The sequence below is a fragment of the Arthrobacter sedimenti genome (assembly GCF_042652025.1).
GTDB classification, from domain to species: Bacteria; Actinomycetota; Actinomycetes; order Actinomycetales; family Micrococcaceae; genus Arthrobacter; species Arthrobacter sedimenti.
Window position 1 is genome coordinate 457,178 of sequence record NZ_JBHSDQ010000001.1, and the last position, 23,635, is coordinate 480,812.

Annotated in this window: 26 protein-coding genes and 1 tRNA gene; 10 read left to right on the top strand and 17 right to left on the bottom strand. The window is 66.2% G+C overall.

Annotation, left to right across the window (positions count from 1 at the left end; translation table 11 throughout):
- Window positions 1-66: 66 nt before the first annotated feature.
- Entirely contained in the window at window positions 67-1,146 is a 1,080-nt protein-coding gene (locus tag ACFO0G_RS02035) for a 4-hydroxy-3-methylbut-2-enyl diphosphate reductase (RefSeq protein ID WP_286398041.1), read from the bottom strand.
- 9 nt (window positions 1,147-1,155) lie between these two features.
- Window positions 1,156-2,007 carry a hypothetical protein gene (locus tag ACFO0G_RS02040; protein ID WP_376976277.1) on the bottom strand — a complete coding sequence of 284 codons (852 nt, stop codon included), beginning with the start codon at window positions 2,005-2,007 and terminating at the stop codon, window positions 1,156-1,158.
- Window positions 2,008-2,167: 160 nt separating this feature from the next.
- Between ACFO0G_RS02040 and xseA the strand changes: the two genes are divergently transcribed.
- Together xseA and ACFO0G_RS02050 are read left to right on the top strand one after the other, a co-directional pair.
- A complete protein-coding gene (xseA, locus tag ACFO0G_RS02045; RefSeq protein ID WP_376976278.1) occupies window positions 2,168-3,520 on the top strand; it encodes an exodeoxyribonuclease VII large subunit in 1,353 nt (450 codons plus the stop codon).
- Complete coding sequence (locus tag ACFO0G_RS02050) at window positions 3,517-3,735, top strand: exodeoxyribonuclease VII small subunit (protein WP_285248717.1); 219 nt, start codon at window positions 3,517-3,519, stop codon at window positions 3,733-3,735. Before xseA ends, ACFO0G_RS02050 begins: the two co-directional genes overlap by 4 nt.
- An 11-nt stretch (window positions 3,736-3,746) precedes the next feature.
- Here the strand turns inward: ACFO0G_RS02050 and ACFO0G_RS02055 are convergent, their stop codons facing one another.
- The 6 genes from ACFO0G_RS02055 to ACFO0G_RS02080 form a co-directional block, all read right to left on the bottom strand.
- Window positions 3,747-4,601, bottom strand: coding sequence for a polyphosphate kinase 2 family protein (locus tag ACFO0G_RS02055; protein WP_376976279.1), 855 nt, complete (start codon window positions 4,599-4,601; stop codon window positions 3,747-3,749).
- A 51-nt stretch (window positions 4,602-4,652) separates the two neighbouring features.
- Complete coding sequence (locus ACFO0G_RS02060) at window positions 4,653-5,873, bottom strand: pyridoxal phosphate-dependent aminotransferase (protein WP_286398046.1); 1,221 nt, start codon at window positions 5,871-5,873, stop codon at window positions 4,653-4,655.
- Between the two features lie 141 nt (window positions 5,874-6,014).
- Complete coding sequence (locus tag ACFO0G_RS02065) at window positions 6,015-6,977, bottom strand: ABC transporter substrate-binding protein (RefSeq protein WP_286398048.1); 963 nt, start codon at window positions 6,975-6,977, stop codon at window positions 6,015-6,017.
- A complete protein-coding gene (locus ACFO0G_RS02070) occupies window positions 6,974-7,720 on the bottom strand; it encodes an ABC transporter permease (RefSeq protein WP_286398050.1) in 747 nt (248 codons plus the stop codon). The genes ACFO0G_RS02065 and ACFO0G_RS02070 overlap by 4 nt, the downstream gene beginning before the upstream one ends.
- The gene (locus ACFO0G_RS02075) at window positions 7,717-8,439 is read right to left on the bottom strand and encodes an ABC transporter permease (RefSeq protein WP_376976280.1); all 723 of its coding nucleotides are present in this window, start codon (window positions 8,437-8,439) and stop codon (window positions 7,717-7,719) included. Before ACFO0G_RS02075 ends, ACFO0G_RS02070 begins: the two co-directional genes overlap by 4 nt.
- The gene (locus ACFO0G_RS02080; protein WP_376976281.1) at window positions 8,439-9,539 is read right to left on the bottom strand and encodes an ABC transporter ATP-binding protein; all 1,101 of its coding nucleotides are present in this window, start codon (window positions 9,537-9,539) and stop codon (window positions 8,439-8,441) included. The genes ACFO0G_RS02075 and ACFO0G_RS02080 overlap by 1 nt, the downstream gene beginning before the upstream one ends.
- Before the next feature lie 235 nt (window positions 9,540-9,774).
- Here ACFO0G_RS02080 and ACFO0G_RS02085 point away from each other — a divergent pair, with 235 nt between their 5' ends.
- Window positions 9,775-10,797 carry a pirin family protein gene (locus tag ACFO0G_RS02085; protein WP_376976282.1) on the top strand — a complete coding sequence of 341 codons (1,023 nt, stop codon included), beginning with the start codon at window positions 9,775-9,777 and terminating at the stop codon, window positions 10,795-10,797.
- A gap of 17 nt (window positions 10,798-10,814) precedes the next feature.
- Here ACFO0G_RS02085 and ACFO0G_RS02090 read toward each other — a convergent pair whose 3' ends face one another.
- On the bottom strand, window positions 10,815-11,795 hold the full coding sequence (locus ACFO0G_RS02090) for an N-acetylglucosamine kinase (RefSeq protein WP_376976283.1): 981 nt from the start codon (window positions 11,793-11,795) through the stop codon (window positions 10,815-10,817).
- Between the two features lie 93 nt (window positions 11,796-11,888).
- The gene (locus ACFO0G_RS02095) at window positions 11,889-12,863 is read right to left on the bottom strand and encodes a LysR family transcriptional regulator (RefSeq protein ID WP_376976284.1); all 975 of its coding nucleotides are present in this window, start codon (window positions 12,861-12,863) and stop codon (window positions 11,889-11,891) included.
- 101 nt (window positions 12,864-12,964) lie between these two features.
- Here ACFO0G_RS02095 and ACFO0G_RS02100 point away from each other — a divergent pair, with 101 nt between their 5' ends.
- Both ACFO0G_RS02100 and ACFO0G_RS02105 read left to right on the top strand, forming a co-directional pair.
- A complete protein-coding gene (locus ACFO0G_RS02100; protein ID WP_376976285.1) occupies window positions 12,965-14,203 on the top strand; it encodes an MFS transporter in 1,239 nt (412 codons plus the stop codon).
- Between the two features lie 142 nt (window positions 14,204-14,345).
- A complete protein-coding gene (locus ACFO0G_RS02105) occupies window positions 14,346-14,849 on the top strand; it encodes an Lrp/AsnC family transcriptional regulator (RefSeq protein WP_142133173.1) in 504 nt (167 codons plus the stop codon).
- Between the two features lie 25 nt (window positions 14,850-14,874).
- On the opposite strand, the gene ACFO0G_RS02110 is transcribed toward ACFO0G_RS02105, so the two are convergent.
- Window positions 14,875-16,119 carry an MFS transporter gene (locus tag ACFO0G_RS02110; protein ID WP_286398059.1) on the bottom strand — a complete coding sequence of 415 codons (1,245 nt, stop codon included), beginning with the start codon at window positions 16,117-16,119 and terminating at the stop codon, window positions 14,875-14,877.
- 170 nt (window positions 16,120-16,289) lie between these two features.
- Between ACFO0G_RS02110 and ACFO0G_RS02115 the strand changes: the two genes are divergently transcribed.
- Together ACFO0G_RS02115 and corA are read left to right on the top strand one after the other, a co-directional pair.
- Complete coding sequence (locus ACFO0G_RS02115) at window positions 16,290-16,784, top strand: Lrp/AsnC family transcriptional regulator (RefSeq protein ID WP_286398061.1); 495 nt, start codon at window positions 16,290-16,292, stop codon at window positions 16,782-16,784.
- A complete protein-coding gene (gene corA / locus ACFO0G_RS02120; protein WP_142133170.1) occupies window positions 16,785-17,780 on the top strand; it encodes a magnesium/cobalt transporter CorA in 996 nt (331 codons plus the stop codon).
- On the opposite strand, the gene ACFO0G_RS02125 is transcribed toward corA, so the two are convergent.
- From ACFO0G_RS02125 to galU, 6 genes are all read right to left on the bottom strand, one after another.
- The gene (locus tag ACFO0G_RS02125) at window positions 17,758-18,513 is read right to left on the bottom strand and encodes a Pr6Pr family membrane protein (protein ID WP_286398064.1); all 756 of its coding nucleotides are present in this window, start codon (window positions 18,511-18,513) and stop codon (window positions 17,758-17,760) included. The two genes, corA and ACFO0G_RS02125, sit on opposite strands and share 23 nt — an antisense overlap.
- A gap of 100 nt (window positions 18,514-18,613) precedes the next feature.
- Window positions 18,614-18,766, bottom strand: coding sequence for a hypothetical protein (locus ACFO0G_RS02130; RefSeq protein WP_286398066.1), 153 nt, complete (start codon window positions 18,764-18,766; stop codon window positions 18,614-18,616).
- Window positions 18,767-18,889: 123 nt separating this feature from the next.
- Window positions 18,890-18,962 (bottom strand) — tRNA-Ala (locus ACFO0G_RS02135).
- A gap of 130 nt (window positions 18,963-19,092) precedes the next feature.
- Entirely contained in the window at window positions 19,093-20,013 is a 921-nt protein-coding gene (locus ACFO0G_RS02140; protein WP_286404508.1) for a hypothetical protein, read from the bottom strand.
- Between the two features lie 105 nt (window positions 20,014-20,118).
- A complete protein-coding gene (locus ACFO0G_RS02145; RefSeq protein ID WP_286398068.1) occupies window positions 20,119-20,739 on the bottom strand; it encodes a GNAT family N-acetyltransferase in 621 nt (206 codons plus the stop codon).
- A 4-nt stretch (window positions 20,740-20,743) separates the two neighbouring features.
- Window positions 20,744-21,649, bottom strand: a complete 906-nt coding sequence (galU, locus tag ACFO0G_RS02150; protein ID WP_286398070.1) for a UTP--glucose-1-phosphate uridylyltransferase GalU — start codon at window positions 21,647-21,649, stop codon at window positions 20,744-20,746.
- 103 nt (window positions 21,650-21,752) lie between these two features.
- Here galU and ACFO0G_RS02155 point away from each other — a divergent pair, with 103 nt between their 5' ends.
- The 3 genes from ACFO0G_RS02155 to ACFO0G_RS02165 all read left to right on the top strand — a co-directional run bounded on the left by ACFO0G_RS02155 (window position 21,753) and on the right by ACFO0G_RS02165 (window position 23,601).
- Window positions 21,753-22,373 (top strand): 5-formyltetrahydrofolate cyclo-ligase, encoded by a 621-nt coding sequence (locus ACFO0G_RS02155; protein ID WP_286398071.1) that lies wholly within the window; start codon window positions 21,753-21,755, stop codon window positions 22,371-22,373.
- A 111-nt stretch (window positions 22,374-22,484) separates the two neighbouring features.
- Window positions 22,485-22,757 (top strand): FmdB family zinc ribbon protein, encoded by a 273-nt coding sequence (locus ACFO0G_RS02160; protein ID WP_188570909.1) that lies wholly within the window; start codon window positions 22,485-22,487, stop codon window positions 22,755-22,757.
- A 115-nt stretch (window positions 22,758-22,872) separates the two neighbouring features.
- Window positions 22,873-23,601, top strand: a complete 729-nt coding sequence (locus ACFO0G_RS02165; RefSeq protein ID WP_286398074.1) for an RcpC/CpaB family pilus assembly protein — start codon at window positions 22,873-22,875, stop codon at window positions 23,599-23,601.
- Window positions 23,602-23,635 lie beyond the last annotated feature (34 nt).

Below are 23,635 nucleotides of genomic sequence, written 5' to 3' on the forward strand. Positions count from 1 at the left end.
GTCGGTGACTGCCCGGCCCCACCTCAAATTCTGCTTAAATGCGCTGGCTGTTTGCCGTGGTTGTTTTCAGTTGCGGGACCGGCGGCCACCCAGGGCGCGGCTGACATCGCCGGACTGTTTCAGGGTTGCGCGAAGTTCCTTGGGCAGCGAGAACAGCAAGTCTTCTTCGGCCGTCACCACTTCCTCCACGGTGCCATAACCGTAATCGGCCAAGAGCCTCAGCACGTCCTGCACCAGCACCTCCGGAACGGACGCCCCAGACGTGACCCCGATGCTGGCGACGCCTTCAAACCATGCTTCGTCAACCTCATTGGCGAAGTCCACGCGGTAGGAAGCCTTGGCACCGTATTCGAGCGCCACCTCCACCAGGCGGACGGAGTTGGATGAGTTGGCCGAGCCCACCACGATCACCAGGTCCGCCTTGGGCGCGATCTTCTTGATGGCCACCTGCCGGTTGGTGGTGGCATAGCAGATGTCATCGCTGGGCGGGTCCTGCAGGGTGGGGAACCGTTCCTTGAGCAGCCGGACTGTCTCCATGGTCTCGTCAACACTCAGCGTGGTCTGGGAAAGCCAGATGACCTTCCCGGGGTCGCGGACGGTCACCTTGTCCACTTCGTGGGGGCCGTTGATGATCTGGATGTGCTCCGGCGCTTCGCCGGAGGTGCCTTCCACTTCCTCGTGTCCGTCGTGGCCGATCAGGAGGATGTCGAAATCGTCCTTGGCGAAGCGAACGGCTTCCCTGTGCACCTTTGTGACCAGCGGGCAGGTGGCGTCGATGGTGCGCAGACCGCGGTCTTCCGCGGATTGGACCACTGCCGGGGAGACGCCGTGGGCGGAGAAGATGACCAAGGCGCCTTCCGGGACTTCGTCAGTCTCGTCCACGAAGATGGCGCCCTTTTCCTCCAGGGAGCTGACTACGTGGACGTTGTGGACGATCTGCTTGCGGACGTAGACGGGCGGGCCGTAGTGCTCCAGCGCCTTCTCGACCGCAATGACGGCCCGGTCAACGCCGGCGCAGTAGCCGCGGGGAGCCGCCAGCAGCACCTTCTTGGTGCCGTCGACGGGGGCTGCGGCTGCTACTTCCTCAGGCGAACGGCGCCTACGTGGAATGGTTGGCATCGAAAGGGGTACGGCCGTGGTGGTCATCCCTCCATGTTACCGGCTGGTCCGCGCCCGTTTCCGGGATGCGAACAACGTCACAATGCCCGCCGCCACCAGGACGCCACCCGTAATTGCTGCAGTGGTGATCCACCCCTGGAAGTCTGCCCCTGCGGCGGCCAGGAACTCGTCACGGAACATGTTGGCCATTGCATTGCCGGTGTCTGTTGCCTGGGCACGGGCCGAGCCCACCTGCAACCCGGTCCCCCACAGGGCGGCGAGCGCCAATCCTCCAACGCCGGCTGCCAAGAGCACGGTCCAGCGGCGCCGTGCAGCGACCAACGCCAGCAGGAACGCTGCAGCCGAACCGATGGCCAGGATGTAGCCCATCGGCGCATAGGTGGCCAGCCGTTCGGTCCACTCCCTTTGCGCGGGCTGGCCGACGTTGATCAGGGTTTGCTCCGGCGGGTTCAGGGGAAGCCGCGTGGTCCGGGAGATCTCCTCCGAGCCGAGGGCTACCAAGGGGGCCACGTCGAGAGTCAGCGATGACGGCGACGCACCGCCCTGGGAATCCGCCGAAGGGTCGGCGAAACTCAGACGGTGGCTGCGGCGGAGCGTCTCCTCCCAAGCCGCCGGGTAGCCCGGCAGCCCGGTCAGCGATTCCGCCGCCTTCTCAAGCATTGGTTCGACCAGTCCCGAAAGAAAGCTGGGGACCGATCCGGTGTCAATCGTTCCCACGGCCGCCCCAGCCAGCTTCCGCTGGAAGTCGGAGTCCTTGCCGAGCGGAGCGGCGAGGCGGACAAACCCGTCTTCCTGGACAATGTTCCGGTCCACCCAGATAGCGGGAACGGCGACAGCGGCCAGGAGGATGCCCAGCACGGTGGCAATGGCAGAGACAAAAGTACGCACAACAGGTCCTTCGTGGTTGGGGGCCTTAACCCATCCTAGGCAGGACAGTTGGGCTCTCCCTGTCAGCCCCCGGTGCTACACCTTATGGATAAGGTTGGTTGAAGCCCCCACGAGATAAAGGACCGCATGCCCGCAGCACCAGCTTCCCAATGGCGTCCGCATGTCTGAGCAGGCGTCCCTACCGGGTACCGCCCCCACTACGCTGCCGGCTACCGCGGCGGAAACCAGCCCGGATAACCCCTGGCCCCTGCAGCTGCTCTCGCAGAAGCTGAAGGCCCACATTGACCGCACTCCGTCCGCATGGGTGGAAGGCCAGGTCATCGAGCTGAACCGCCGCGGCAGCAACGCCTACCTGACCCTTCGCGACGTGGACGCAGAGGTCTCACTGCCGGCGTCCGTATGGACCAAGGTGCTGGAACGCCAGAACCTACCGCTGGAGCGCGGGTCGCGGGTGGTGGCACTGCTGAAGCCGGAGTTCTGGCTGAAAACGGGCAGGCTCAACATGCTGGTGCGGGACATCCGTCCGGTGGGACTTGGTGACCTGCTGGCCAGGATTGAGCGGCTGCGGCAGGCCCTGGCAGCGGAGGGCCTGTTCGCAGACTCCAGGAAGAAGCCCCTGCCGCTGCTGCCGCACCGGATCGGTCTCATTACGGGCCGCGACTCGGATGCAAAGAAGGACATCCTGCGGAACGCAGCCCTGCGGTGGCCGGCGGTTGAATTTGAGATCCGCGAGGTCGCCGTCCAGGGGAATACGGCTGTGGCCCAGGTGGTCCGTGCCCTGCGCGAACTGGATGCCCGGCCGGAGGTGGACGTAATTGTCATCGCCCGCGGCGGCGGAGCGCTGGAAGACCTTTTGCCATTCAACAGCGAGGACCTGATCCGCGCAGTGGCTGCGGCCTCGACTCCCGTGGTGAGCGCCATCGGCCACGAGGCGGACCGCCCGCTGTTGGACTATGTCGCGGACCTGCGCGCCTCCACCCCCACCGATGCCGCCAAGCGGATCGTGCCGGAGGTCTCCGAAGAGCTTGCCGGAGTACGCCAGGCCCGTGAACAGCTGCGCCGCTGCATGGAGCGGCTGGTGGACCGGGAATCGGACCGGTTGGCAGCCCTGCACTCGCGGCCTGTCATGGCAGCCCCGGAGGGCATGGTCTCGGTCCGGGCCGAGGAAATAGAACGGCTTCTGCGGCGTTCGTCCGCTGCGGTAAGTTCCACCGTGGTGCGCGCAGCAGACCAGCTTGAGCACCTCAAAGCCCAGGTACGCGCACTGTCCCCGCAGAAGACGCTGGACCGGGGGTACGCCGTCGTCGAACTGGCAGGAAACCAGGCCGCGCGGATCGCCGAAGCCGGGCACGCAGTTGTCCGCCGCCCCGCCGAGGCGCCTGCTGGTGCCGCCCTGTCCATCCGCGTGGCGGAGGGACGCTTCGGCGCCACGTCCACCGGACCTGTGCAGTCCGCCGGCGGATCCCAACCGGGAGACCCAGACCACCACGAGGAGTTGGAAGAAAAAGCATGACGGAACAGAAACCAGAGCCGGACGTCGCAGGTCTGAGCTACGAGGAAGCACGGGAACAGCTCATCGCCGTGGTGGGCAGGCTGGAGGCGGGAGGCGCAAGCCTTGAGGAATCGCTGGCGCTGTGGGAACGCGGCGAGGCCCTGGCAGCCCGCTGCGAGGAGTGGTTGGAAGGTGCACGGAAGCGCCTGGCTGCAGCCAGGGACCAACCACTGTAGGCGGCGGATTTTCAGGAACGGGCCACCAGTTCGCGCTCCGTGGCGACGTCGAATGCAGCCTTTGGCCATTTGAGGTTCATTCCGGACAGGGCTCCGAGCAGCAGCTGCTGGACCGCGATGCGGGCATACCACTTCTTGTTGGCCGGGACGATGTGCCACGGCGCGTCCGGCGTGCTCGTTTCGTCGATCGCCGCCTGGTAGGCACTCATGTAATCGTCCCAAAATGCGCGCTCGTCCAGGTCGCCGTGGCTGTACTTCCAGTGCTTGGCCGGGTTGTCCAGCCGGGCCAGCAGGCGTTCCTTTTGCTCGTCACCGCTGATGTGCAGCATCACCTTGACCACTTTGGTCCCGGAATCCGTAAGTCTCGCCTCGAATTCATTGATGGCAACGTACCGCCGCTTGATTTCATCCGGACTGGCCCAGCCATGAACACGGTGGATGAGGACATCCTCATAATGGGAACGGTCAAACACACCCACCATCCCGGCGGCCGGCACTTCCTTCTCGATCCGCCACAGGAAGTCGTAGGACTTTTCCTCGTCGGTGGGTGCCTTGAAAGCCTTGAACTGGACACCCTGCGGGTTCATCGAGGCCATGACGTGGCTGACGATTCCGCCCTTGCCGGCGGTGTCCATGGCCTGCAGAATCAGCAGGACCCGCTTGGTCCCGCCGAAGCGGGACTCGGCAAAGAGCTTCTCCTGCAACCCGGAAAGTTCGTCGTCCATCTCCGCGAGGAGCAGCTTGCCGTCGTCCTTGTTCCCGCTGTAACCGGGAGTCGAGTCGGGATCCACCGCGGCAAGGGAGAACCCCTCCCCCGCCCGAAGGGTCTGAGCAGGATGCTGGTCGAAGCCAACGACGCGGGCCATGGGGAATCCTTTCGGCAAGGGTTGCACGGACCGGCGGCCCGTGAGCACAGGCTAGTTCCCCTGGTACCTGCTTAGGAAGTCCCCCATCCGGCCAATGGCTTCCTCGATGTCCTTCACGTTGGGCAGCGTCACCATGCGGAAATGGTCCGGGCGGACCCAGTTGAAGGCCCGGCCATGGGACAGCAGGATCTTCTGCTCCCTCAGCAGGTCGAGGACAAATTTCTCGTCATCCCGGATGTGGTACACCTCCGGGTCCAGGCGCGGGAAGAGGTACAGTGCGCCCCTGGCCTGCTGGGTGCTGACACCGGGAATGGCGTTAAGCATGTCGTAGGCCTTGTTCCGCTGCTCCAGCAGGCGCCCGCCCGGGAGGATGAGGTCGTTGATGCTCTGGTAGCCGCCCAGTGCGGTCTGGATGGCGTGCTGGGCCGGAACGTTGGCGCACAGCCGCATGTTGGCCAGGAGGTTGATGCCTTCGAGGTAGTCGGCGGCCTCCTTCTTGGGGCCGGATATGGCCATCCAGCCGGCCCGGTAGCCACAGACCCGGTAGGCCTTGGACAGGCCGCTGAACGTCAGGCACAGGACGTGGTCGTCGGTGAGTTTGGCAAGGTTTACGTGGACGGCATCCTCGTACAGGATTTTTTCGTAGATCTCGTCGGCGAAGATCACCAGGCCGTGCTTTTCAGCCAAGGCAACGATGCGCTTGAGCGTCTCTTCGGGGTAGACGGCGCCCGTCGGGTTGTTCGGGTTGATGACCACGATTCCCTTGGTGCGGGGCGTGATTTTGGCTTCCATGTCCTCAAGGTCAGGCTGCCAGCCGGATTCCTCGTCGCAAAGGTAGTGGACGGGCTTACCGCCGGCGAGCGCCACGGAGGCCGTCCACAGCGGGTAGTCCGGCGTGGGGATGAGGACCTCGTCGCCTGAATCCAGCAGCGCCATCAGGGACATGGTGATGAGCTCACTGACACCGTTGCCCAGGTAGATGTCATCAACGTGGATGTTCTGGATACCCCGGGTCTGGTAGTACTGCGACACCGCGGTGCGCGCCGAGAAAATGCCGCGCGAGTCGCTGTACCCCTGCGCGTGCGGCAGGTGGCGGATCATGTCCACCAGGATGGCATCCGGTGCCTCGAAGCCGAACGGGGCCGGGTTGCCGATGTTCAGTTTGAGGATCCGGTGGCCCTCCGCCTCCATCTGCTGGGCGGCCTGCAGAATCGGTCCACGGATGTCATAGAGAACGTTGTGAAGCTTCGTGGACTGCCTGAATTCTGCCATTCCTCAAATATGCCACAGAAGGGATGCGTCCCCGTTGAGACATCCACCACACGGCCGACGGCGGCTGCCGGACCTTTTGCAGGTCCGGCAGCCGCCGTCGTCGTCACCGAAGTTCCCCTCGCCGGAGGGGAGGCGCAATGCCTACTTAACGATGCCCTTCTCCTTGAGCCAGTTGTTCGCCGCGGTCTTGGCGTCCTGCTTCTGGCTGCCGCTGACCGCACGGTTGAGGTTGATCAGGTCATCGGTGGTGAGGGTGCTGGACACCGAGTTCAGTGCCTGCTTGGCCTTGTCCGTCATCTTGGCCTTGTTGTACAGCGGCAGGACCTGCTGGGCGATGAAGTTGTTCTTGGGATCGTCCAGCACCACCAGGTCGTTGTCGGCGATGGAGGGGGTGGTGGTGTAGATGTCCGCCACCTGCACCTGGTCCTCCAGCAGCGCCTTCAGCGTGACGGGGCCGCCGCCGTCACTGAAGGGCTCCAGCTTCTTGGGCTCGCAGTTGTAGTTCTTCTTCAGGCCGGGCAGGCCGTAGGCGCGCTCGGCGAAGGTAGCCGGGGCGCCGACGACGATCTGGCTGCAGACCTTGGCCAGGTCCTCGATGGACTTCAGCTGGTACTTTTCCGCGGTGGCCTTGGTGACCACCATGGCGTCCTTGTCTTCAGCCTTGGACGCGTCCAGCACGCCGAGCCCGTCCGGCAGCTTGCCGGGCAGCGCCTTGGCGATGTCGCCGGCGGAGACTTCCTTGGCTTCCTTGTCCACGTACAGCAGCAGGTTGCCGCTGTAGTCGGGCACCACGTCCACGGAGCCGTCCTGGACCGCCTTGAAGTAGACCTCCCGGGAACCAATATTCGGCTTGGTGGTGGCGGTGATTCCGTTGGCGTTCAGCGCGCCGGCGTAGAGCTCGGCGATGATCTGGCTTTCGGGGAAGTCGGCGGAACCCACCACCAGGGAGGTGGCTTCGCCGGAAGCCCCGCTGCTGGACGCCGGCGGGTTCTTCAGGGGGTCGGATGAACCGCCGCAGGCGGATAGCACCACAGCCAGGCCAACTCCGGCGGCGAGGCCACCGAATGCCCGCCTGCCGAGGCGCTGGGGACGGCTATCTTTCATGACTTACCTCCTTGTACAACAGTCTCCGCAACAACGGGGTCTGTGAGATCAACCGCAGCCTCCTGGCTGCGGTAGGACAGCTTCGAGGGCCCCTGGGTCAGGAACAGCCTCTGGAACAGGGCCAGGATGAGGTCGACGGCGATGGCCAGCACAGCGATGAGGAGGGAACCTCCCAGCATCTGGGGGAAGTCGCTGAGGGCCAGGCCGTCGAAGAGGTAGCGGCCCAGGCCGCCGAGGTTGATGTAGGCAACCACGGAGACGGTGGCGATCACCTGCAGCACGCCGGTCCGGAATCCGCCGAACATGACGTGGAGCGCGTTGGGCAGCTCGGCCCGGAACAGGACCTGCAGTTCGGTCATGCCCATGGCGCGGGCGGCATCCACCACGTTCCGGTCAACACTGGAAATTCCTGCGTAGGTTCCGGCGAGCAACGGCGGGACGGTGAGGATCACCAGGGCCCACACCGGGGGCATCAGTCCGATGCCGGCCAGCAGCACGAACAGGATCAGCAGGCCAAGGGTGGGAAGCGCACGGAGTGCCCCGGCCAGCGCCACGACGGCCACGCGGCCCTTTCCCGTGTGGCCGACAAAAAGCCCGACCGGAACGGCGATGGCGGTGGCGATGAGCATGACCAGCCCGGTGTATTGGAGGTGCTCCCCCATGCGCGCTGGGATGCCCATGCTTCCGGACCAGTGGAGCGGGTCGGCGAGCCAGGCGAACGTATCGGCAAAGACGTTGCTCACGCTGTTCCTCCCGCCGTTGACGCGGACGGTTCGGCTGCGGCAGGTGCTTCCGAAGAGGTACGCCCCACGCCGCGGTCCCGCCGGTTGCCGGCCCGCTCCCAGGGGGTGAGAATGCGCTCCAGCAGGACCAGGACAGCATCCATCAGCAGGGCCAGGACCAGGATGGCGATGATGCCGACCACCACCTCGGTGACGAAGTCACGCTGGAGGCCGTCCGTGAAGAGCATGCCCAGGTTGCCGACACCCAGGAGGGCCGCAACACTGACCAGCGAGATGTTGCTGACGGACACCACGCGCAGTCCGGCGAACAGAACCGGCAGGGAGAGCGGCAGGTCGACCTGCAGGAACCTGGCCAGCGGTTTGAAGCCCATGGCCTGGGCGGCCTGGCTAATGTCCGCGTCAACGGAATCGAAGGCGTCCAGGGCGGCGCGGACCAGCAAGGCCACCGCGTAGATGGTCAGTGCCACCACCACGTTGAGGGGGTCCAGGATCCGGGTGCCCAGGATGGTGGGCAAGATGATGAACAACGCCAGCGACGGGATGGTGTACAGGAGGGAGGATGCGGTCAGCACCACGGAACGCAGTGCGCTGTTCCGCCGGGCCAACTGCGCCAGCGGGACGGAAATCAACAGGCCCAGGACCATGGGAACAATGGCCAACACCAAGTGCTGGCCAGCGCGCTCGAAGATCATGCCGCTGTTGGCAAGGAACCAATCCATCAGAGGGCTGCCTGCCGAACCTGGCGTGCTTCCTCGATCAGCGCCAGGACTTCACCGCCCCGGACCACGCCAAGGACCTTGCCGTCCGCATCCACGGCGACGCCCAGGCCCGACGGCGAAGACAGTGCTGCATCCAGGGCGCGCCGAAGGCTCTCTCCGGGCCGGAACAGCGAACCGCCGGGAATGATATCGGTTTCGGTGCCCGGCGCCGTCCACCCGAGCGGACGGATATCCGCGTCCACCACCAGCTGCCAGCCGCCCGCTGTGCTTGAATCAGACTCGTATCCGCCCTCGGAGCGGATGATCGTCGGCACCGGGTGGACCACTACTCCGTCGGACGGGCTGAAACCGAGGTGCCGGAAGCCGCGGTCCCGGCCGACGAAGGACGCAACGAAGTTGTTGGCCGGCGCCCGAAGGATCTCCTCTGGGGTGGCGTACTGGGCCAGTTTGCCGCCGGTGGCAAAGACTGCCACCTTGTCGCCCAGGATGGTGGCTTCGTCGATGTCGTGGGTGACGAACACGATCGTCTTGGCCAGGTCCTTCTGGAGGCGCAGCAGCTCCTGCTGGAGTTCCTCCCGGACAACGGGATCCACTGCGCTGAAAGGCTCATCCATGAGGAGGATGGGCGGATCCGCGGCGAGGGCACGCGCCACACCCACCCGCTGCTGCTGGCCGCCGGACAGCTGTGAGGGGTATCGGCTGCCCAGGGAGTGGGCCAGGCCCACCACATCCAGGAGTTCCTCGGCACGCCTGCGGGCGTCAGCTTTCGAAACGCCATTCAGCCTGGGGACGGTGGCGATGTTGTCCAGGACCGATCGGTGCGGCAGCAGCCCTGCCGACTGCATGACGTATCCCATGGACCGGCGCAGTTCGGCCGCAGGCACCGAGGTCACGTCCCGGCCATCCACGGTGATGGTCCCTGACGTGGGTTCCACCATGCGGTTGATCATCCGGAGGGATGTTGTTTTGCCGCAGCCGGAAGGGCCCACGAAGACGGTGACCGTGCCCTTGGCGATGGACATGGACAGCCCATCAACAGCAGGCTGGCCGCCCGGGTACTGCTTGGTAACGCTCTGAAACTCGATCATCGCCTGGTCCATGGTGCGGACTTACCTGTTCTCTTGGACGGACTGCTCCCAGCACCGCGACATTGCCATCAGCATGCTGATAGTTACGGTAACCCAAACGGGGGCAGGCTTCAGCAGCTAAAGCCCTAATCCCCGCAAAGGAATCCCTACTGTAACCATTCGGTACCCGCGCCGGCCCGGATGGGTTTCGAATCCGCCTGCGCAACTGCTCCTGTCGGGGTGCCCTCGGCCCGCTTAGAGTAAAGGCGTGACCAACTTGGAAGTTTCACCCCAGGAAGAGCTCTGCCCGCCTGCCACCGCCGAGGAAACCTCGGGCCCCTGCCTTCAGCTGTGGCCTGAACGTGAAGTTCCCCTGGGAGGCGTCCGCGCCATGAACGTCAAACGGACGCTGCCGCAGCGCGGGCTTCCCACCATCGGCGCCTGGTGCTTCCTGGACAGCTTCGGCCCGGACCGGACCGCCATGTCCGTCCTTCCGCACCCGCACATCGGGCTGCAGACGGTGACCTGGCCGTTGGCGGGGCACATCCGGCACCGGGACAGTGTGGGCAGCGATGTGGTGGTGCGCCCCGGGGAGCTGAACATCATGACTGCTGGGCAGGGCGTGTCGCACTCGGAGTTCGCGGTGCTTCCTTCCGACGGCGGCCAGGAGTTGCCGCTGCAGCGGGGCCTGCAGCTGTGGGTTGCCCTTCCTGACGGGGACAGGCACAGGGAACCGGCGTTCGAACAGCACCGCGAGCTGCCGCGCGCCGCCGGCCAGGGTTACACCGCCACAGTGATGGTGGGCAGCCTTGCGGGAGTAACCTCGCCGGCAACGGTGTACTCGCCCATCGTCGGCGCTGACGTTTCCTGTGAAGGCGATGCTGTGCTCCCGCTGGACCCCACCTTTGAGCACGGGATACTGGTGCTCGACGGCGGCCTGGCGGTGGACGGGCAGGACCTGCCGGCGGGTCCGCTGGGCTACCTGGGCACCGGCCGTAGTGAATTACGGATGCAAGCGCGCCCCGGCACCCGGTTCCTGCTGATCGGCGGTGAGCCGTTCGGCGAGGAGCTGCTGATGTGGTGGAACTTTGTGGGCCGCACGCACGACGAAGTGGAACAGGCCCGGGACGACTGGGAAGCACAGGCGGGGCTGCCGGACACCGAAACGGCCGCCGCCCGCTACGGCCTGGTGCCCGGGCACGGTCCGGACGCCGGAGCGGAGGCAGGACGCATCCCGGCTCCCCCGTTACCGGGCGTTCGGCTGACGCCCCGCAAGCGCTCGGTCAGCTAGGAGCCGTGCCTAAAGAGTCAGGCGGGCTCTGCCAGCAGCTGGAGGACACCGAACACGGGTTCCTGGTCCAGGACGCGCACATCCATAATCCCGGCTGCGGCAAGGTTCCGGCGGAATGACTCCTGCAGGGGCGCGACGTTCATCCCCAGCCCGCCGCCCAGGATCACCGGCCCGTCAATCTTGAGCTGGCCCAGCACCTGCCCCGCCAGGTCGGCCAGGTCCCGCCCGGCCTGGTCCAGCAGGGCTGCACTGTCCTGGTGCCCGGCAGCTGCTGCTTCCACGACGTGCCTGGCCTGCTGTGCCCAGAAGCGGCGCCCGGTGTCCGGGGAGTGGAACAGCGCAATGAGCTTGTTGGGGTGGTCCAGCCCGCAGGACTGCAAAAGGGCTGCGGTGAGCTGGTCGATGGGCAGGCCCTGGTTCATCCTGCGGAGGCTGCGCCGAACGGCTTCTCGTCCCAGCCAATAGCCGCTGCCTTCATCCCCCAACAGGTAACCCCAGCCGCCGGCCCGGGCCTCGCCGCCTTCGGCGTTGCGTCCCCAGGCGGCCGAGCCGGTTCCCGCGATGACGGCCACACCCGTGCCCGCACGGCCGGCCGCCAGCAGTAAGCGGGAATCGTGGACAACGGTGATGAGTGCTTCCGGGACCAGCGGCTGGATCAGGGCAGCCAAGGCATCGGCGTCCTCGTCGGTATCGATTCCGCCGGAACCCGCATAAACCCGGTCCACGCGCCCACCGCCGATCCGGCCAAAAAGCTCCGCCAGGTTGCGGGCCGCCTGGTCACGGGTGACGTTCTGGACGTTGGAACTGCCTGCCGAATCGTCCGCGACCGGATGGCCGTCCTCAAAGCGGACCCCGTGCGTCTTCGTGCCGCCGATGTCCAGGCCGATCGTGACGCCCCGAAGCGGGTTTCCGGGCAGCGGATCGCCAGGCCGCGGTTCGCGCGGAGATTCCGCGGCTGGCTCGACAGGATGGGCGAAAGGGTTCTGGGTGTTCGTCACGTCACAAGGGTACTTGCGGGGACGGCTTGCCGGTGCTGCACCAGGGTGCCGCCCGGCGCCGCGCCGCCCGCCGCCGTCGGACGCCTCACTTGGTCAGCGGCCCGCTTTGGTAACCAGCCCCGCCAACAGGCCCGGACCTTGGGCTACCACCAGTTCGCGGAAGAGCCTGGCCGGAACAGGTTCGCTTTCAGGCTTCCGGCGCCGCCAGCTCACGCCGACCTCACGGAACGCGAACGGTGAATCCAACGCCACTTCCACCCAGCCCAGGTCACCCGTTTCGGGGCGCAATATCCGGCCGGGCGCGTCACCACCTGGCGGCAGGATGCTGACGCCAAGGCCTGCCGAGACCAGTCCGCGGACAGTGTGGGAATCCTGGCTTTCAAAGGCGATCCGCGGGCGGTACCCGGCCTCGCGAAACAGGGCGTCGGTCAAGGACCGCAGCCCGTACCCGGGCCCCAGGGCGACGAACGGCTCTGTCCGGATATCGGCCATGGCCGCCTTGCGCCGCCGCGCCAATGGATGGCCATGATGCACCACCAGCCTGAGCGGCTCCCGGTACAGCGGTGCCGACTCGGCGTTTTTACCGGCTGGGGCCACGGGGGCGGTGAGAGCAAGGTCGGCTTCGCCGGAGGCAAGCTCCTCCAGGCAGGTGCTGCGGGCGCCCTGGCTGAGCCGGAAGGCGGTTCCGGGGTGCCGGGCGCGAAAGGCGCTAATCAGCAGGGGCAGCGTGGCCTCGCCGAAAGTGTGCTGGAAGGACACGGACACGGTGCCCCTGACCACCTCGGACTCGTTCCGGACCAGGTCCAGCCCGGCCTGGAACTCCGCGAGGGCATGCTCGATGTAGGGCAGCAGCGTACGGGCGGCGGGAGTCAGGCGGACTCCCCGCCCGTCCCGGACCAGGAGTTCGGTGCCGACGGCGGCGCTGGCCCGGGCCAGCGCCCTACTCACCGTTGACTGGGGTACGCCGAGCAGTTCCGCTGTCTCCGTCACGTGCTCAGTGCGGCCCAGCTCGGCCAGTACCGGCAGGAGCGGCAGCAGCTGCGCCAACTGTTTCCGGTCCGGTTCCATGGCTCCTCTTTCCTCCGTCTTCCGAGTAATCCGATATTGATATCAGTCAAACAGAAAACATGCATTGGAAGCATCCATCGGCGGAGGACTACCCTGACTGGATGCCACAGAAAGCACCAGCCGGCACCGGCTCTTCCCCCGTTTGGAGTGGCCATCCCAAGGGATCGCGGGACTACGGCCGGATCCTCGCCGGCTTGGCGTGCGCCGGTGTGGCCACTTTCGCGCAGCTCTACTCAACCCAGGCTGTCCTGCCCCTCATGGCGGCCGACCTGGACATCACTGCTGCCGAGGCCGCCCTCACCATCTCCCTGGCCACCATGGGGTTGGCCGCCACGGTGATTCCCTGGTCCTTCCTGGCAGACCGCATTGGCCGGGTGAAAGCCATGATGTGGGGCATTACCGCGGCCACCGTCCTGGGCCTGCTGGTGCCGTTGTCCGCGAACTTCACTATGCTGCTTGTGCTGCGGCTGCTGGAAGGCATGGCCCTGGGCGGGATCCCCGCCATCGCCATCGCCTACCTCAACGAGGAGGTCAGCAAAGCCCATGCCGCGTTGGCAGCAGGAAGCTATGTTGCCGGCACCACCCTCGGGGGCCTGTCCGGCCGGCTCGTGGCGGGGCCGGTTGGTGAACTGTGGGGTTGGCGATCAGCGGCCTTGGCTGTGTCCCTGCTGGCGACCCTTGCCGCCGTCGTATTTCTTGTCCTGGTGCCCCGAGCCCGGGGCTTCGTTCCGGCCCAGGCCACTGGCCTCCGGAGCGCCCTCCATACGCTCGCCGCCCATCTGCGGAATGTCCGGCTCCTGGCCATCTACACGCAGGCATTCCTGATGATGGGCGGGTTCGTGGCCGTCTACAACTACCTGGGCTTCCGGCTGTCCGCTGCGCCGTTCGGGCTCCCGGCCACCGTGATCAGCCTGATCTTCCTGGCCTACCTGTCCGGCACTGTCTCCTCCCGCTGGGCGGCGGGCCTGACCACGAGGTTTGGCCGCCGGAACGTCCTGCTCGCGGGACTTGTCCTTGCCGTGGCCGGTCTCGCCCTTACCCTCACCCCGGCCCTGGTGCTGATCCTGACCGGGCTGGTGGTGTTCACCGGGGGCTTCTTCGCCGCGCACAGCATCGGATCCGGGTGGACCGGCGCCATCGCCAGTACCGGACGGGCCCAGGCGGCCTCGCTGTACAACCTGGCCTACTACCTGGGTTCCAGCCTCCTGGGGTGGGCCGGCGGCCTGGTCTTCCAGGCCTGGGGCTGGGGCGCCCTGGCGGGAGCCGTCATGGCCCTGGCTTGCCTCACTGCCGCAACTGTCGCCGTCGTCCACCCCCGGGCCGAAACGCTCCCAGCCTGAGGCCCGCCGAGCCACTCATGAATTATCCGGCTTCAACAGCCGCAAGCGTGGTCTGGATATTCGGCGGGGCGCGTCCCTGCTGCGCGGATGGCGGCGATTCTGCGGTCTAGGATGAACCAAAGACCGTGTGGAAGGAACCGCAGTGAGTACGAATCCCAGGAACACCAGGCCCGGGCCACATCTTGAGCCGCTGGATGCGATTGACGAACGGCTCCTGGAAGCCCTCGTTTCCGATGCCAGGATTTCCAACAAACAGCTCGCCGAACTGGTGGGGATCGCACCGTCCACAGCCCTGATGCGCACCCGCGCGCTGTCGGAACGGGGCATCGTGCAGGGCTATGAGGCGAAGCTGAACCTGTCGGCCATCGGCAGGTCCGTGCAGGCGCTGGTGGCCGTGCGGCTCCGCGCCCATGACCGGGACCAGATCGACCGGTTCACCGCACGCGTCCCGCACCTGCCGGCCGTGCTCTCCACCTTCCACACCTCAGGATCCGTGGACTACCTGCTGCACATCGCCGTCGGTAGCACCGAAGACCTGCGGGACTGGGTCCTGGACAACCTCGCTACCGATCCCGTGGTGGGGCACACCGAGACGACGCTAGTGTTCGAACACATCCAGGGCAACCACGGTCCCCTTCCGGACTAGCGCTGCTACGCAGGGAGGCCGGGCGTTACTTTCCCCGCCGGACGGCGGAGGCGGTGAATGTCCAGGCTGACAGGACAAGGGCCGCTGCGCCGCACAGCAGGACGAAGCCTTGGACGGCCGGGGCCATTCCGAACGCGGCGCTGGCCCAGCCAAGGCCCAGGACCGGCACTGCGCTCCCCAGGTAGGTGATGACATAGACGGTGCTGATGATCTGGGCATGGCGGGACGGCTCCACCCTGTCCGCAACGTCGTTGAAGACGATCCGGAATGCCAGGCCCTGCCCGAGCCCCGCCGTAACGGCGGCCCCAACCAGCAACAGGGGGCTGTGCCAGGCGCCGGCGGCCCCCAGCAGGATGACGGAGACGCCAAGGACGGCCAGGCCCGCGGGGAGGGTCAGGCGGCCGCGCACGGTGACCAGCTGGCTCAGGGCTGACGCCGCCAGGGGAAGGCCGGCCAGCACGCCAACCAGCGGCCGGGACTCCGTGCCCAGGACCTGCGCAAAGTAGCCCGGCGCCAGGGACAGGGAGAAGCCAAACACGGCAAAGCTGAGGAAGCCGACGGCGGACGCCAGCCAGAAAGCGCCCCTCGCCTGGCGTGAAACGGACGGCCGGCGCGGTGCAAGCGCGTGCATCGGACGGGACACGGCGGGCGCCATGATGGCCGGGCGGGCACGGACCAGGTACAGCGGGACCAGGAGCCCGGCAAGCAGCAGCGAGTGGACAACGTACGGGGCGGTGGTGGGGCCGGGAAGCAGCGACAGCAGCCCGCCGATAACGGGGCCCGCGGCCACTCCCCCGGACGAGGCCAGCAGCGTGAAGCGGGATGCCCACTCCGGGCGGGACGGAAGCAGCTCCCGGAGGGCAGCGGCGCTTGCCCCGGTGGCGAGCGCAACAGCCATTCCCTGCAGGGCACGTCCGGCACAGAGTGCGGCGAGCGATGCCGCTTCCGCGAAGATCCAGCCGCCCGCCAGCCCGGTCAGCACAGCAAGCAGGAGTGCAGCACGCCGGCCGATATGGTCAGACCAGTGGCCGGCCAGCAGCAGGGTTCCCACCAGTGCCAGGACGTAGCTGGCGAAAGCTGCGGTCACCTCGAGGCTGGAGAGCCCCAGGTTGGCCTGCAGCAGCGGGTAGAGCGGCGTGGCAAGGTTGGCACCTACCAGGAGCAGGAAGATGGCCGCGCCGGATATCACCAGCCGCGCCGTGGTGGAGGCATTCCATCCACTGGACGCCGCCGTTGCCGGACGCATGCGCAGTTCACTGAAGACCGTCAATGTGCCGCCTTAGGGATCGTCGCGGCAGGTTGTCCTTGTGGGAGCCTGCGCGCGGATACAACTTTGATGCTCCAAGAATGCGGTAGGGCTGCGCGATCCATCGGTTTTCACGGGGATAATTGACCAGAATTATCAACTTCCGACTTCCAACCTGATGGAGAGTGACGATTTTGAACAAGTTGGACCCTACCGACCTGAAGATCCTCCTGGCCCTTATCAGGGACCCCCGAGTCCAGATCGGCGAAATCAGCGAGTCCCTGGGCATTGCCCGCAACACCGCGCAGTCGCGGGTACGCCGCCTGCTGCGCGCCGGGGTGCTGCGCCCGGGCGGGCGGGAAGTCGACCTGGAAGCAGTGGGCTATGACGTGGTGGCGTTCGTCACCATCGAGGTTTCCCACCGGGAGCTCGACGGGGTCGTGGCGGCGCTGAGGCTCATTCCGCAGGTCCTGGAGGTCCACGAAATCTCCGGCCGCGGCGATGTCTGGTGCCGGGTGGTGGCCACGGACACCCATAACCTTCAAGCGTCCCTGCGGCAGGTCCTGAGGATCAAAGGCGTGATCCGGACGGAAACGGTACTCGCCCTGCACACGCATATCCCTTACCGGACGGAGCCCCTCATCAGCGGCCTCAGCAGCGGTGCAGCTTCGGCCGCTAGGATTTCCTGAATGACCATCATCGATAACGCCGTCTACGTCAACGGCGTCCGCCACGCGGAGCCTGAAAGCCTGGAGCAGACCTTTGAGACCCTGGCCCGGCACGGCGGAATGGCCTGGATCGGGCTTTACCGGCCCACTGTTGAGGAGATGGCTGCAGTGGCCGCCGAATTCGGGCTCCATGCCCTTGCGGTGGAGGACGCCGTTTCGGCCCACCAGCGGCCCAAGTTGGAGCGTTACGATGACAACCTCTTCACGGTCCTGCGGCCGGCCAGGTACCTGGACGAGGACGAGACGGTGGAGTTCGGCGAACTTCACGTTTTCACGGGCAAGAATTTCGTGGTGACCGTACGGCATGCCGAAACAGCGGGCGTGGCCACGGTACGGCGGCGGCTGGAGTCACGGCCGGATCTCCTCCAGCATGGCCCCGAAGCGGTGTTGTACGCCCTGCTGGACCGGGTGGTGGACGACTACGCCCCGGTGGTGGCAGGGCTGGAGAACGACATTGACGAGATCGAGGACCAGCTGTTCAGCGGCGACTCCTCAGTGTCCCGCCGGATCTACGAGCTGGCGCGCGAAGTCATCCAATTCCAGCGGGCCATCCATCCCCTGCCGGAGATGCTGGACCAGCTCAAGCGGGGCTTCGAAAAGTACCAGGTTGAAGGCGACCTGCGGCACAGCCTGCGCGATGTGGAGGACCATGTTGAGCGGGTGATTTCCCGGGCGGATTCCTTCCGGGACCTGCTGCAGAACGCCCTGACCCTGGACGGAACCCTCACCGCGAACCGGCAGAATGAGGCCAGCGCCGAGCAGAACGAGCAGGTGAAGAAAATCTCCTCCTGGGCGGCCATCCTGTTCGCGCCCTCCTTCGTCGCCGGGATCTACGGGATGAACTTCGACAACATGCCCGAGCTCCATTGGGCCTTCGGCTATCCCTACGCGCTGGTCCTCATGGTTGCCGCCGGGGCCCTCATGTACGGGATCTTCAAAAAGAAGGGCTGGATCTAGGCATCCTGGCCCCCGCAGCCTTTCCGGCTGCCAGCGCCGCCCGCGCGTTGCCCGCGGCATGCACCAGGACCGACACTGCCAGGAAGGCGGCCAGGACCTGCCCGGTGGCCACCAGCACCCTGGGCCAGCCGCCGTCGAGGGTGGGGTCAAGGAAGTCATAGACGTACCACCCGTCCAGCCCGCCCCGGATCCACGAGAAGGCCAAAAACACTACGGGGTAGCCCAGCCACGCAGCGGGCCGCCACCAGGGGCCGCGGACCGTGCGGGTGACCAGGGCCCAGTCAAGGGCCGCCACCAGCGGGGCCAGGCGGTGGTGGACAAGCTGTGGCCAATACAGGTCCAGGGTCCACCAGGGCTCCCCCGGCGGAGCCACGAGCACCACGTAGATGATCCCGGTCATGACCAGGTACAGGACCAGTCCCCCGAAGACGTGGTCCCACCAGGGCGGCAGCACGCCCCGCCGCAGTACTCCTGACATGATCAGGACAAGACCGAAAACGAGGTTCCCCTGCACGGTGAATTCCGAATAGAGCTGGGGGATGTCCACATCGTTGCCGGGCAGGGTGGCATCCACGGTCTTCTGGACCACTGCGGCAAGAACGATCAGGCCTGCCAGGACCCGGATGACGCGTATCCACGGACGGTCCGGGTGCAGGGCGTGGTTGGCGGCAAGGTTACGCCGGATCGGAGGAACCAGCGGCGTCAGGCCGCCCGGCTTCGCTGCAAGGCCCATGGAGCCAACGTGCCGCCGCCAGTTCGAAAAGACCAGGGTCCTTGGGCGGTTGATGACCGCCGCCTACCGGCCCCAATAACGGTCCGGAAGGCGGTGATTGTCAGGCGTTGGTCCTGCGTTTCAGCCAACCCCAGACGCCGGTGGCAACGAAGAGGACCAGGCCGATGATGGCGAGCCAGAGAAGGCCCTTCACGACGAAGCCGAGGATGGACAGGATGAGCCAGAGGACCAGAAGGCCGATGATGATTCCCATGGGCCCACTCTAGGCCTGAGCTGTGGGAATGGGACGGGCATCGCCCAGCGTTTCGCGGACCGGATTCGGAGCATCGGGCAGGTAGGCACGAAAAAAGCCCGCTGTTTCCAGCGGGCTTTGATGTGGAGCTAAGGAGATTCGAACTCCTGACCTCTTCGATGCGAACGAAGCGCTCTACCAACTGAGCTATAGCCCCGGAACTGGCTGCCTCCTGGAAGGTGTTCCAGGCTGGTGCGGAACCGGTGTCCCTAGGCTACAAATTTTCCATCCCTAACGCCAATTGACGCGCGGGCAGCTGCCGGGAATGCGGGCTCCCCTGCCGTGCCTTATGCGCGGCGGCGCTGGAGGACGTCGTCGAGGTTGCTCAGTGCGCTCTGGGCCTTGGACAACTGCTGGGCGCTCAACTGCTCCGCTTCGCCGGCTTCGGCTGACGGTGCGCCGGCAGCGCCCTTCTTCAGGGACGGCTTCCCGACTGCTTTGGGCGCCTCCGGAAGCTCCAGCGGCTCCGGCTCGGGGCGCTCAGCCTTGGCCGCCTCCACGTAAACAGGCTTGGGAACCTCCACCGGCTCCCAGGGCGTGCCCACGGGAATGACGGATGGAGCCGCTGCGCTGGTGTCACCGGCAGCCACAGCGACGGCGAGGGCCGCTTCACGCAGCTCTACGGCCGTCAGCGGCTTGACCTTCGCCTGGCCCGCCTCCGCATCGAAGAGCGTGCTTTCCGGCAGCACGGGGGCAACCTCCGGCTTGGCAGGTACAACGACGGCGTCTTCCGGGCGGCGTGCCGGGGCACTCATGGCAGAGCGGAAGGCGGCGTTCACCTTCGCTTTGCGGTCGCGGACAGCGAGCCATCGCAGCAGTGCCACCGACGCGACCGTCAACAGGGTGCAGGTGAGGGGAAGAGCTGGCGAACCGACGCCGAACGGAAGCAGCACGCCCGAGATGAAAGCGGTGACCAGGGACAGCAGCCCCACAAGGGCCAGGGCCGTGCGGCCGTAGCGGACGCGGAACCTGGCCGGGGGCGGGGTGCTTGCAGTGCCTGCAGCGGGTGCGGCACTCTTCCTGGGTTCCATGGCTTTCTCCTGCTGGGCGGCGACGTTCAGGACCAGGCCGGGGTGCGGATCCGGCCTTTCATCGGCGGGGGCGTCTGCCAGGAAATCGCCGGCAGGCTGGAATTGGTGCCGGCGGTTCCGGAGGACGTAGGGGGCAACCCACACAATCCAGAGCGCGACGGCAACCACAAGGATCACTGAGCTGCTAAGGGGGAAGTCCACACTCAAAACCGTATGAGCATCATGCCTGCTCAGGCCGCATTATCAAGGGTGTGTCGTGCCCCTGTGGGCAAACCGTTTGATTTATGACCGACGCGATGCCAGCCAGGGACCCAACAGGCCTTCCGGGACTTCTTCCGCGGTGAGGGCGAAGGAGCGGTGGTCTGCCCATTTGCCGTTGATGTGGAGGAAGCGGGGCCGGTACCCTTCGTCCCGGAACCCCAGTTTTTCCACCACGCGCAGGCTTGGTCCGTTCTCGGGCCGGATATTGATTTCCATCCGGTGCAGGCCGAGCGCCCTGAAGCAGTGGTCGGTTACCAGCGCCACTGAGGTGGGCGCTATCCCCCGTCCTGCCCTGTCCTGGTCCACCCAGTACCCCAGGGTGGCCATCATGGCCGAACCCCAGACGATGGAGGACACTGTCAACTGTCCCACGATGGCGGGGTTCCGAAGCCCCGGCTGCCATTCGGTGATAAGGAAAGGCAGTGCAGTGGCCTGGGCAGCCTGGATATTGAGCGAGCGGACCATGTGCCGGTAGTCAGGGAGGCCACCTGCCGGGTCCGGGTTGGACGCCTCCCACGGTGCCAGCCACTGGCTGTTGCGCGACCGCACCTCGGTCCATTCTTTCTTGTCGCGGTACCGGATGGGCCGCAGGACCAGGTCGCCGCATTCAAGGGTGACCGGCCAAATGGGACCTGTGCGCACGGGGTTACCGGGAAAGGCCGGCGGCGAAGCCGGGCAGCCATTCCCGCAGGCCCGGACCCAGATCTTCGCTGTCGACGGCCAGCTGGACGCAGGCCTTGAGGTAGCTCAGCTTGTCTCCGGTGTCGTAGCGGCGGCCGCGGAAGACCACTCCGTAGACGCCGTGCCCCTCGGCATCACCGGAGGCAAGTTCCTGGAGGGCATCCGTCAGCTGGATTTCACCGCCCCGTCCCGGCTTAGTGTGCTCGAGGACTTCGAACACGGCCGGGTGCAGGACATAGCGCCCGATCAGCGCAAGGTTGGACGGGGCTTCCTCCGGTGTGGGCTTCTCCACCAGCCGGTTGACGCGGACGTAGCCTTCGCCGTCAATCTCCTGAATGTCGGCGCAGCCGTAGGCACTGATCTGCGAGGGTTCCACCTCAATAAGCGCGACGACGGACCCTCCCGTTTTCGCCTGCACGTCCATCATGGTGCTGAGCAGTTCGTCGCGGGCATCAATCAGGTCATCCCCCAGCAGGACGGCGAAGGCTTCGTTGCCTACATGCTGCTTTGCCCGGAGTACCGCGTGTCCCAGCCCGTGGGGGTCGCCCTGCCGGACGTAGTGGATGTCGCCCAGTTGGCTGGCCGCCTGGATAGATGCAAGCTTTTCCGTGTCTCCCTTGTCCTCCAGCGTCGATTCAAGGGAGGGCACCCTGTCGAAGTGGTCTTCCAGGGCGCGTTTGTTGCGGCCGGTAATCATCAGAACGTCGTTGAGGCCTACATGGACCGCTTCCTCCACCACATACTGGATGGCAGGCTTATCCACGACGGGAAGCATTTCCTTAGGCATCGCCTTGGTGGCGGGCAGGAACCTGGTGCCAAGGCCCGCGGCGGGAATGACAGCTTTGCGGACTCTGGGGTTACTGGTGTTCACCGGACTAATCTAACGTCAGCGTCAAGCATTTCAGTAACCATCGGCGCGGCAGGCTGGCATCCAGCCAGAAGCCGTAGAGTACTGGCAACGCAGGAAGGACACCATGCTGCAGGAGACGAACGCGGTCAAGGACGATATCCGGGCCGCCCACCGGCGCCGGCGCGCCGGGCTGACCCCGGCGCAACTGGAAGCGGCAGGCAGCGCCCTGGCTGTGCACGGCAATGCCTGGGCCGGGACGGTCACCGGCGGCCGGCCCGGCATTGCGTGCGTGTACCTGGGCGTGGGACAGGAACCGCCTACCCTGCCGCTCATTAATGCCCTGCACAGCAGCGGGCACAAGGTGCTGCTTCCGGTGTGCGAACCCGGCAGGGAGCTGAGCTGGGTGTTTTGGACGCCGGAAACAGGCTTCGAACGCAGTAAGTATGCGCCCATCCTTGAGCCCGCCGGACCCCGGCACGGGCCTGAAACGGCAGGCGGGGCGGCAGTCCTTTTCATTCCCGCCACCGCGGTGGACCGTGCCGGCAACAGGATCGGCCAGGGCGGCGGGTACTACGACAAGTTCCTGGGGCATCTTGCCACGGCCGGGAAGGAAATTCCGCTGGCCGCTGTTATCTACGACGATGAATTGCTGCCTGCGGGACGGATTCCTGCGGAGGAGTTCGACCGGCCGGTGCCGGCGGTCCTTGCGCCGTCCGGGTACCAGCCGCTCACGGGCGGCGCCTGACCCCGGGCCGTCCGGGGGCAGTGATAGAATTAGCACTCAGGCCCTGCGACTGCTAATGGTTTACCAGGTGGCAGCTCGGGACCTCTCGTTTGCCCAAGAGGAGGAGCACCAGTGCCAACATATGCTTACGCCTGCAAGGATTGCGGCCACGCCTTCGACATTGTCCAGTCGTTCTCGGACAGCAGCCTGACGTCCTGCCCTGAATGCCAGGGTACGTTGCGCAAGAAGTTCAACAGCGTGGGTGTCGTCTTCAAGGGCTCCGGTTTCTACCGCACCGACTCGCGCGATTCCAAGGGCAGCTCCGTCTCCCCGGCGCCGGCCGCGGCCCCGGCTGCGCCCGCAGCTGCCCCCGCCGCTTCGGCGCCGGCTGCAGCAGCCAGCTAGACAGGCATAAGTCTTAAGTACGACGGCGGCCGGCGCGTTCCAGCGCCGGCCGCCGTTGTCCACATAGCGTTCGTTCCGGCTCCCCAGGTGCGTTTACCGCAACTAGCGTGGGCGCATGTCCAGACTTCCCCGCCGTCGCCGCGACCGTTACCGGCCTCCCGCCAGCCCCCGAAACGTTGCACGCCGCGGTAAAGACCGTTCCCCGGGGGCACGTCTCGCCGGGTGGCTGAACCGCAACCGCAGGCTTGTTGCCGCGTTGTTGTTATGCGCAGCTGCAGCCCTTACGGTGCAGCAGCTCACTCCTCCCCCGCTCGCCACTGTGACGGCGTTGGCCGCAGCCCGGGATCTTCCCGCCGGGACCGCCGTGACGGCAGCAGATCTGGCGCACCTCCAGGTGCCGCCGGGAATGGTGGCCGACGGCTTTTTGCAGGATGACGCCGCCGCAGCGGGCAAGCAACTGGCCGCACCCGTGCGCAAAGGCCAACTCCTCACGGACGCTCAACTGCTCGGTCCGGGACTGCTCGCAGGCACTCCGCCCGGTTCAGCGGCGGTTCCCCTCCGCATGGCGGACGCCGCATCCATCCAGCTGGTCTCCCCCGGCCAGCTGGTCAACGTGGTGCTGACATCGGCCAACGGGTTTGACCAGCAGGGTCCCTCCCAGGTCCTGGCATCTGCCGTCCCCGTCCTATGGACTTCAAACAACGGCGGCCAGGGCGGGCAATGGCTGGGCACCACCGAAACGGATGGACTGATTGTGGTGGCGGCCAACGCGGAACAATCCTCGCGCCTGGCCGGAGCCTCAACCCAGGGCCGGCTGTTCTTCGTCCTGGTCGGCCCGCCGTAACATCAGCCAGCCGCACCGGGCCGAAACCGGACAC

Coding starts and splice junctions, on each gene's coding strand:
- xseA (WP_376976278.1), top strand. CDS start 2,168: ATGTCTGAGCAGGCGTCCCTACCGGGTACCGCCCCCACTACGCTGCCG.
- ACFO0G_RS02155 (WP_286398071.1), top strand. CDS start 21,753: ATGCTGCAGGAGACGAACGCGGTCAAGGACGATATCCGGGCCGCCCAC.
- ACFO0G_RS02130 (WP_286398066.1), bottom strand. CDS start 18,766: ATGGGAATCATCATCGGCCTTCTGGTCCTCTGGCTCATCCTGTCCATC.
- ACFO0G_RS02165 (WP_286398074.1), top strand. CDS start 22,873: ATGTCCAGACTTCCCCGCCGTCGCCGCGACCGTTACCGGCCTCCCGCC.
- ACFO0G_RS02080 (WP_376976281.1), bottom strand. CDS start 9,539: ATGGACCAGGCGATGATCGAGTTTCAGAGCGTTACCAAGCAGTACCCG.
- ACFO0G_RS02035 (WP_286398041.1), bottom strand. CDS start 1,146: ATGACCACCACGGCCGTACCCCTTTCGATGCCAACCATTCCACGTAGG.
- ACFO0G_RS02055 (WP_376976279.1), bottom strand. CDS start 4,601: ATGGCCCGCGTCGTTGGCTTCGACCAGCATCCTGCTCAGACCCTTCGG.
- ACFO0G_RS02065 (WP_286398048.1), bottom strand. CDS start 6,977: ATGAAAGATAGCCGTCCCCAGCGCCTCGGCAGGCGGGCATTCGGTGGC.
- ACFO0G_RS02050 (WP_285248717.1), top strand. CDS start 3,517: ATGACGGAACAGAAACCAGAGCCGGACGTCGCAGGTCTGAGCTACGAG.
- ACFO0G_RS02095 (WP_376976284.1), bottom strand. CDS start 12,863: ATGGAACCGGACCGGAAACAGTTGGCGCAGCTGCTGCCGCTCCTGCCG.
- ACFO0G_RS02125 (WP_286398064.1), bottom strand. CDS start 18,513: ATGGGCCTTGCAGCGAAGCCGGGCGGCCTGACGCCGCTGGTTCCTCCG.
- ACFO0G_RS02060 (WP_286398046.1), bottom strand. CDS start 5,873: ATGGCAGAATTCAGGCAGTCCACGAAGCTTCACAACGTTCTCTATGAC.
- ACFO0G_RS02075 (WP_376976280.1), bottom strand. CDS start 8,439: ATGGATTGGTTCCTTGCCAACAGCGGCATGATCTTCGAGCGCGCTGGC.
- corA (WP_142133170.1), top strand. CDS start 16,785: ATGACCATCATCGATAACGCCGTCTACGTCAACGGCGTCCGCCACGCG.
- ACFO0G_RS02100 (WP_376976285.1), top strand. CDS start 12,965: ATGCCACAGAAAGCACCAGCCGGCACCGGCTCTTCCCCCGTTTGGAGT.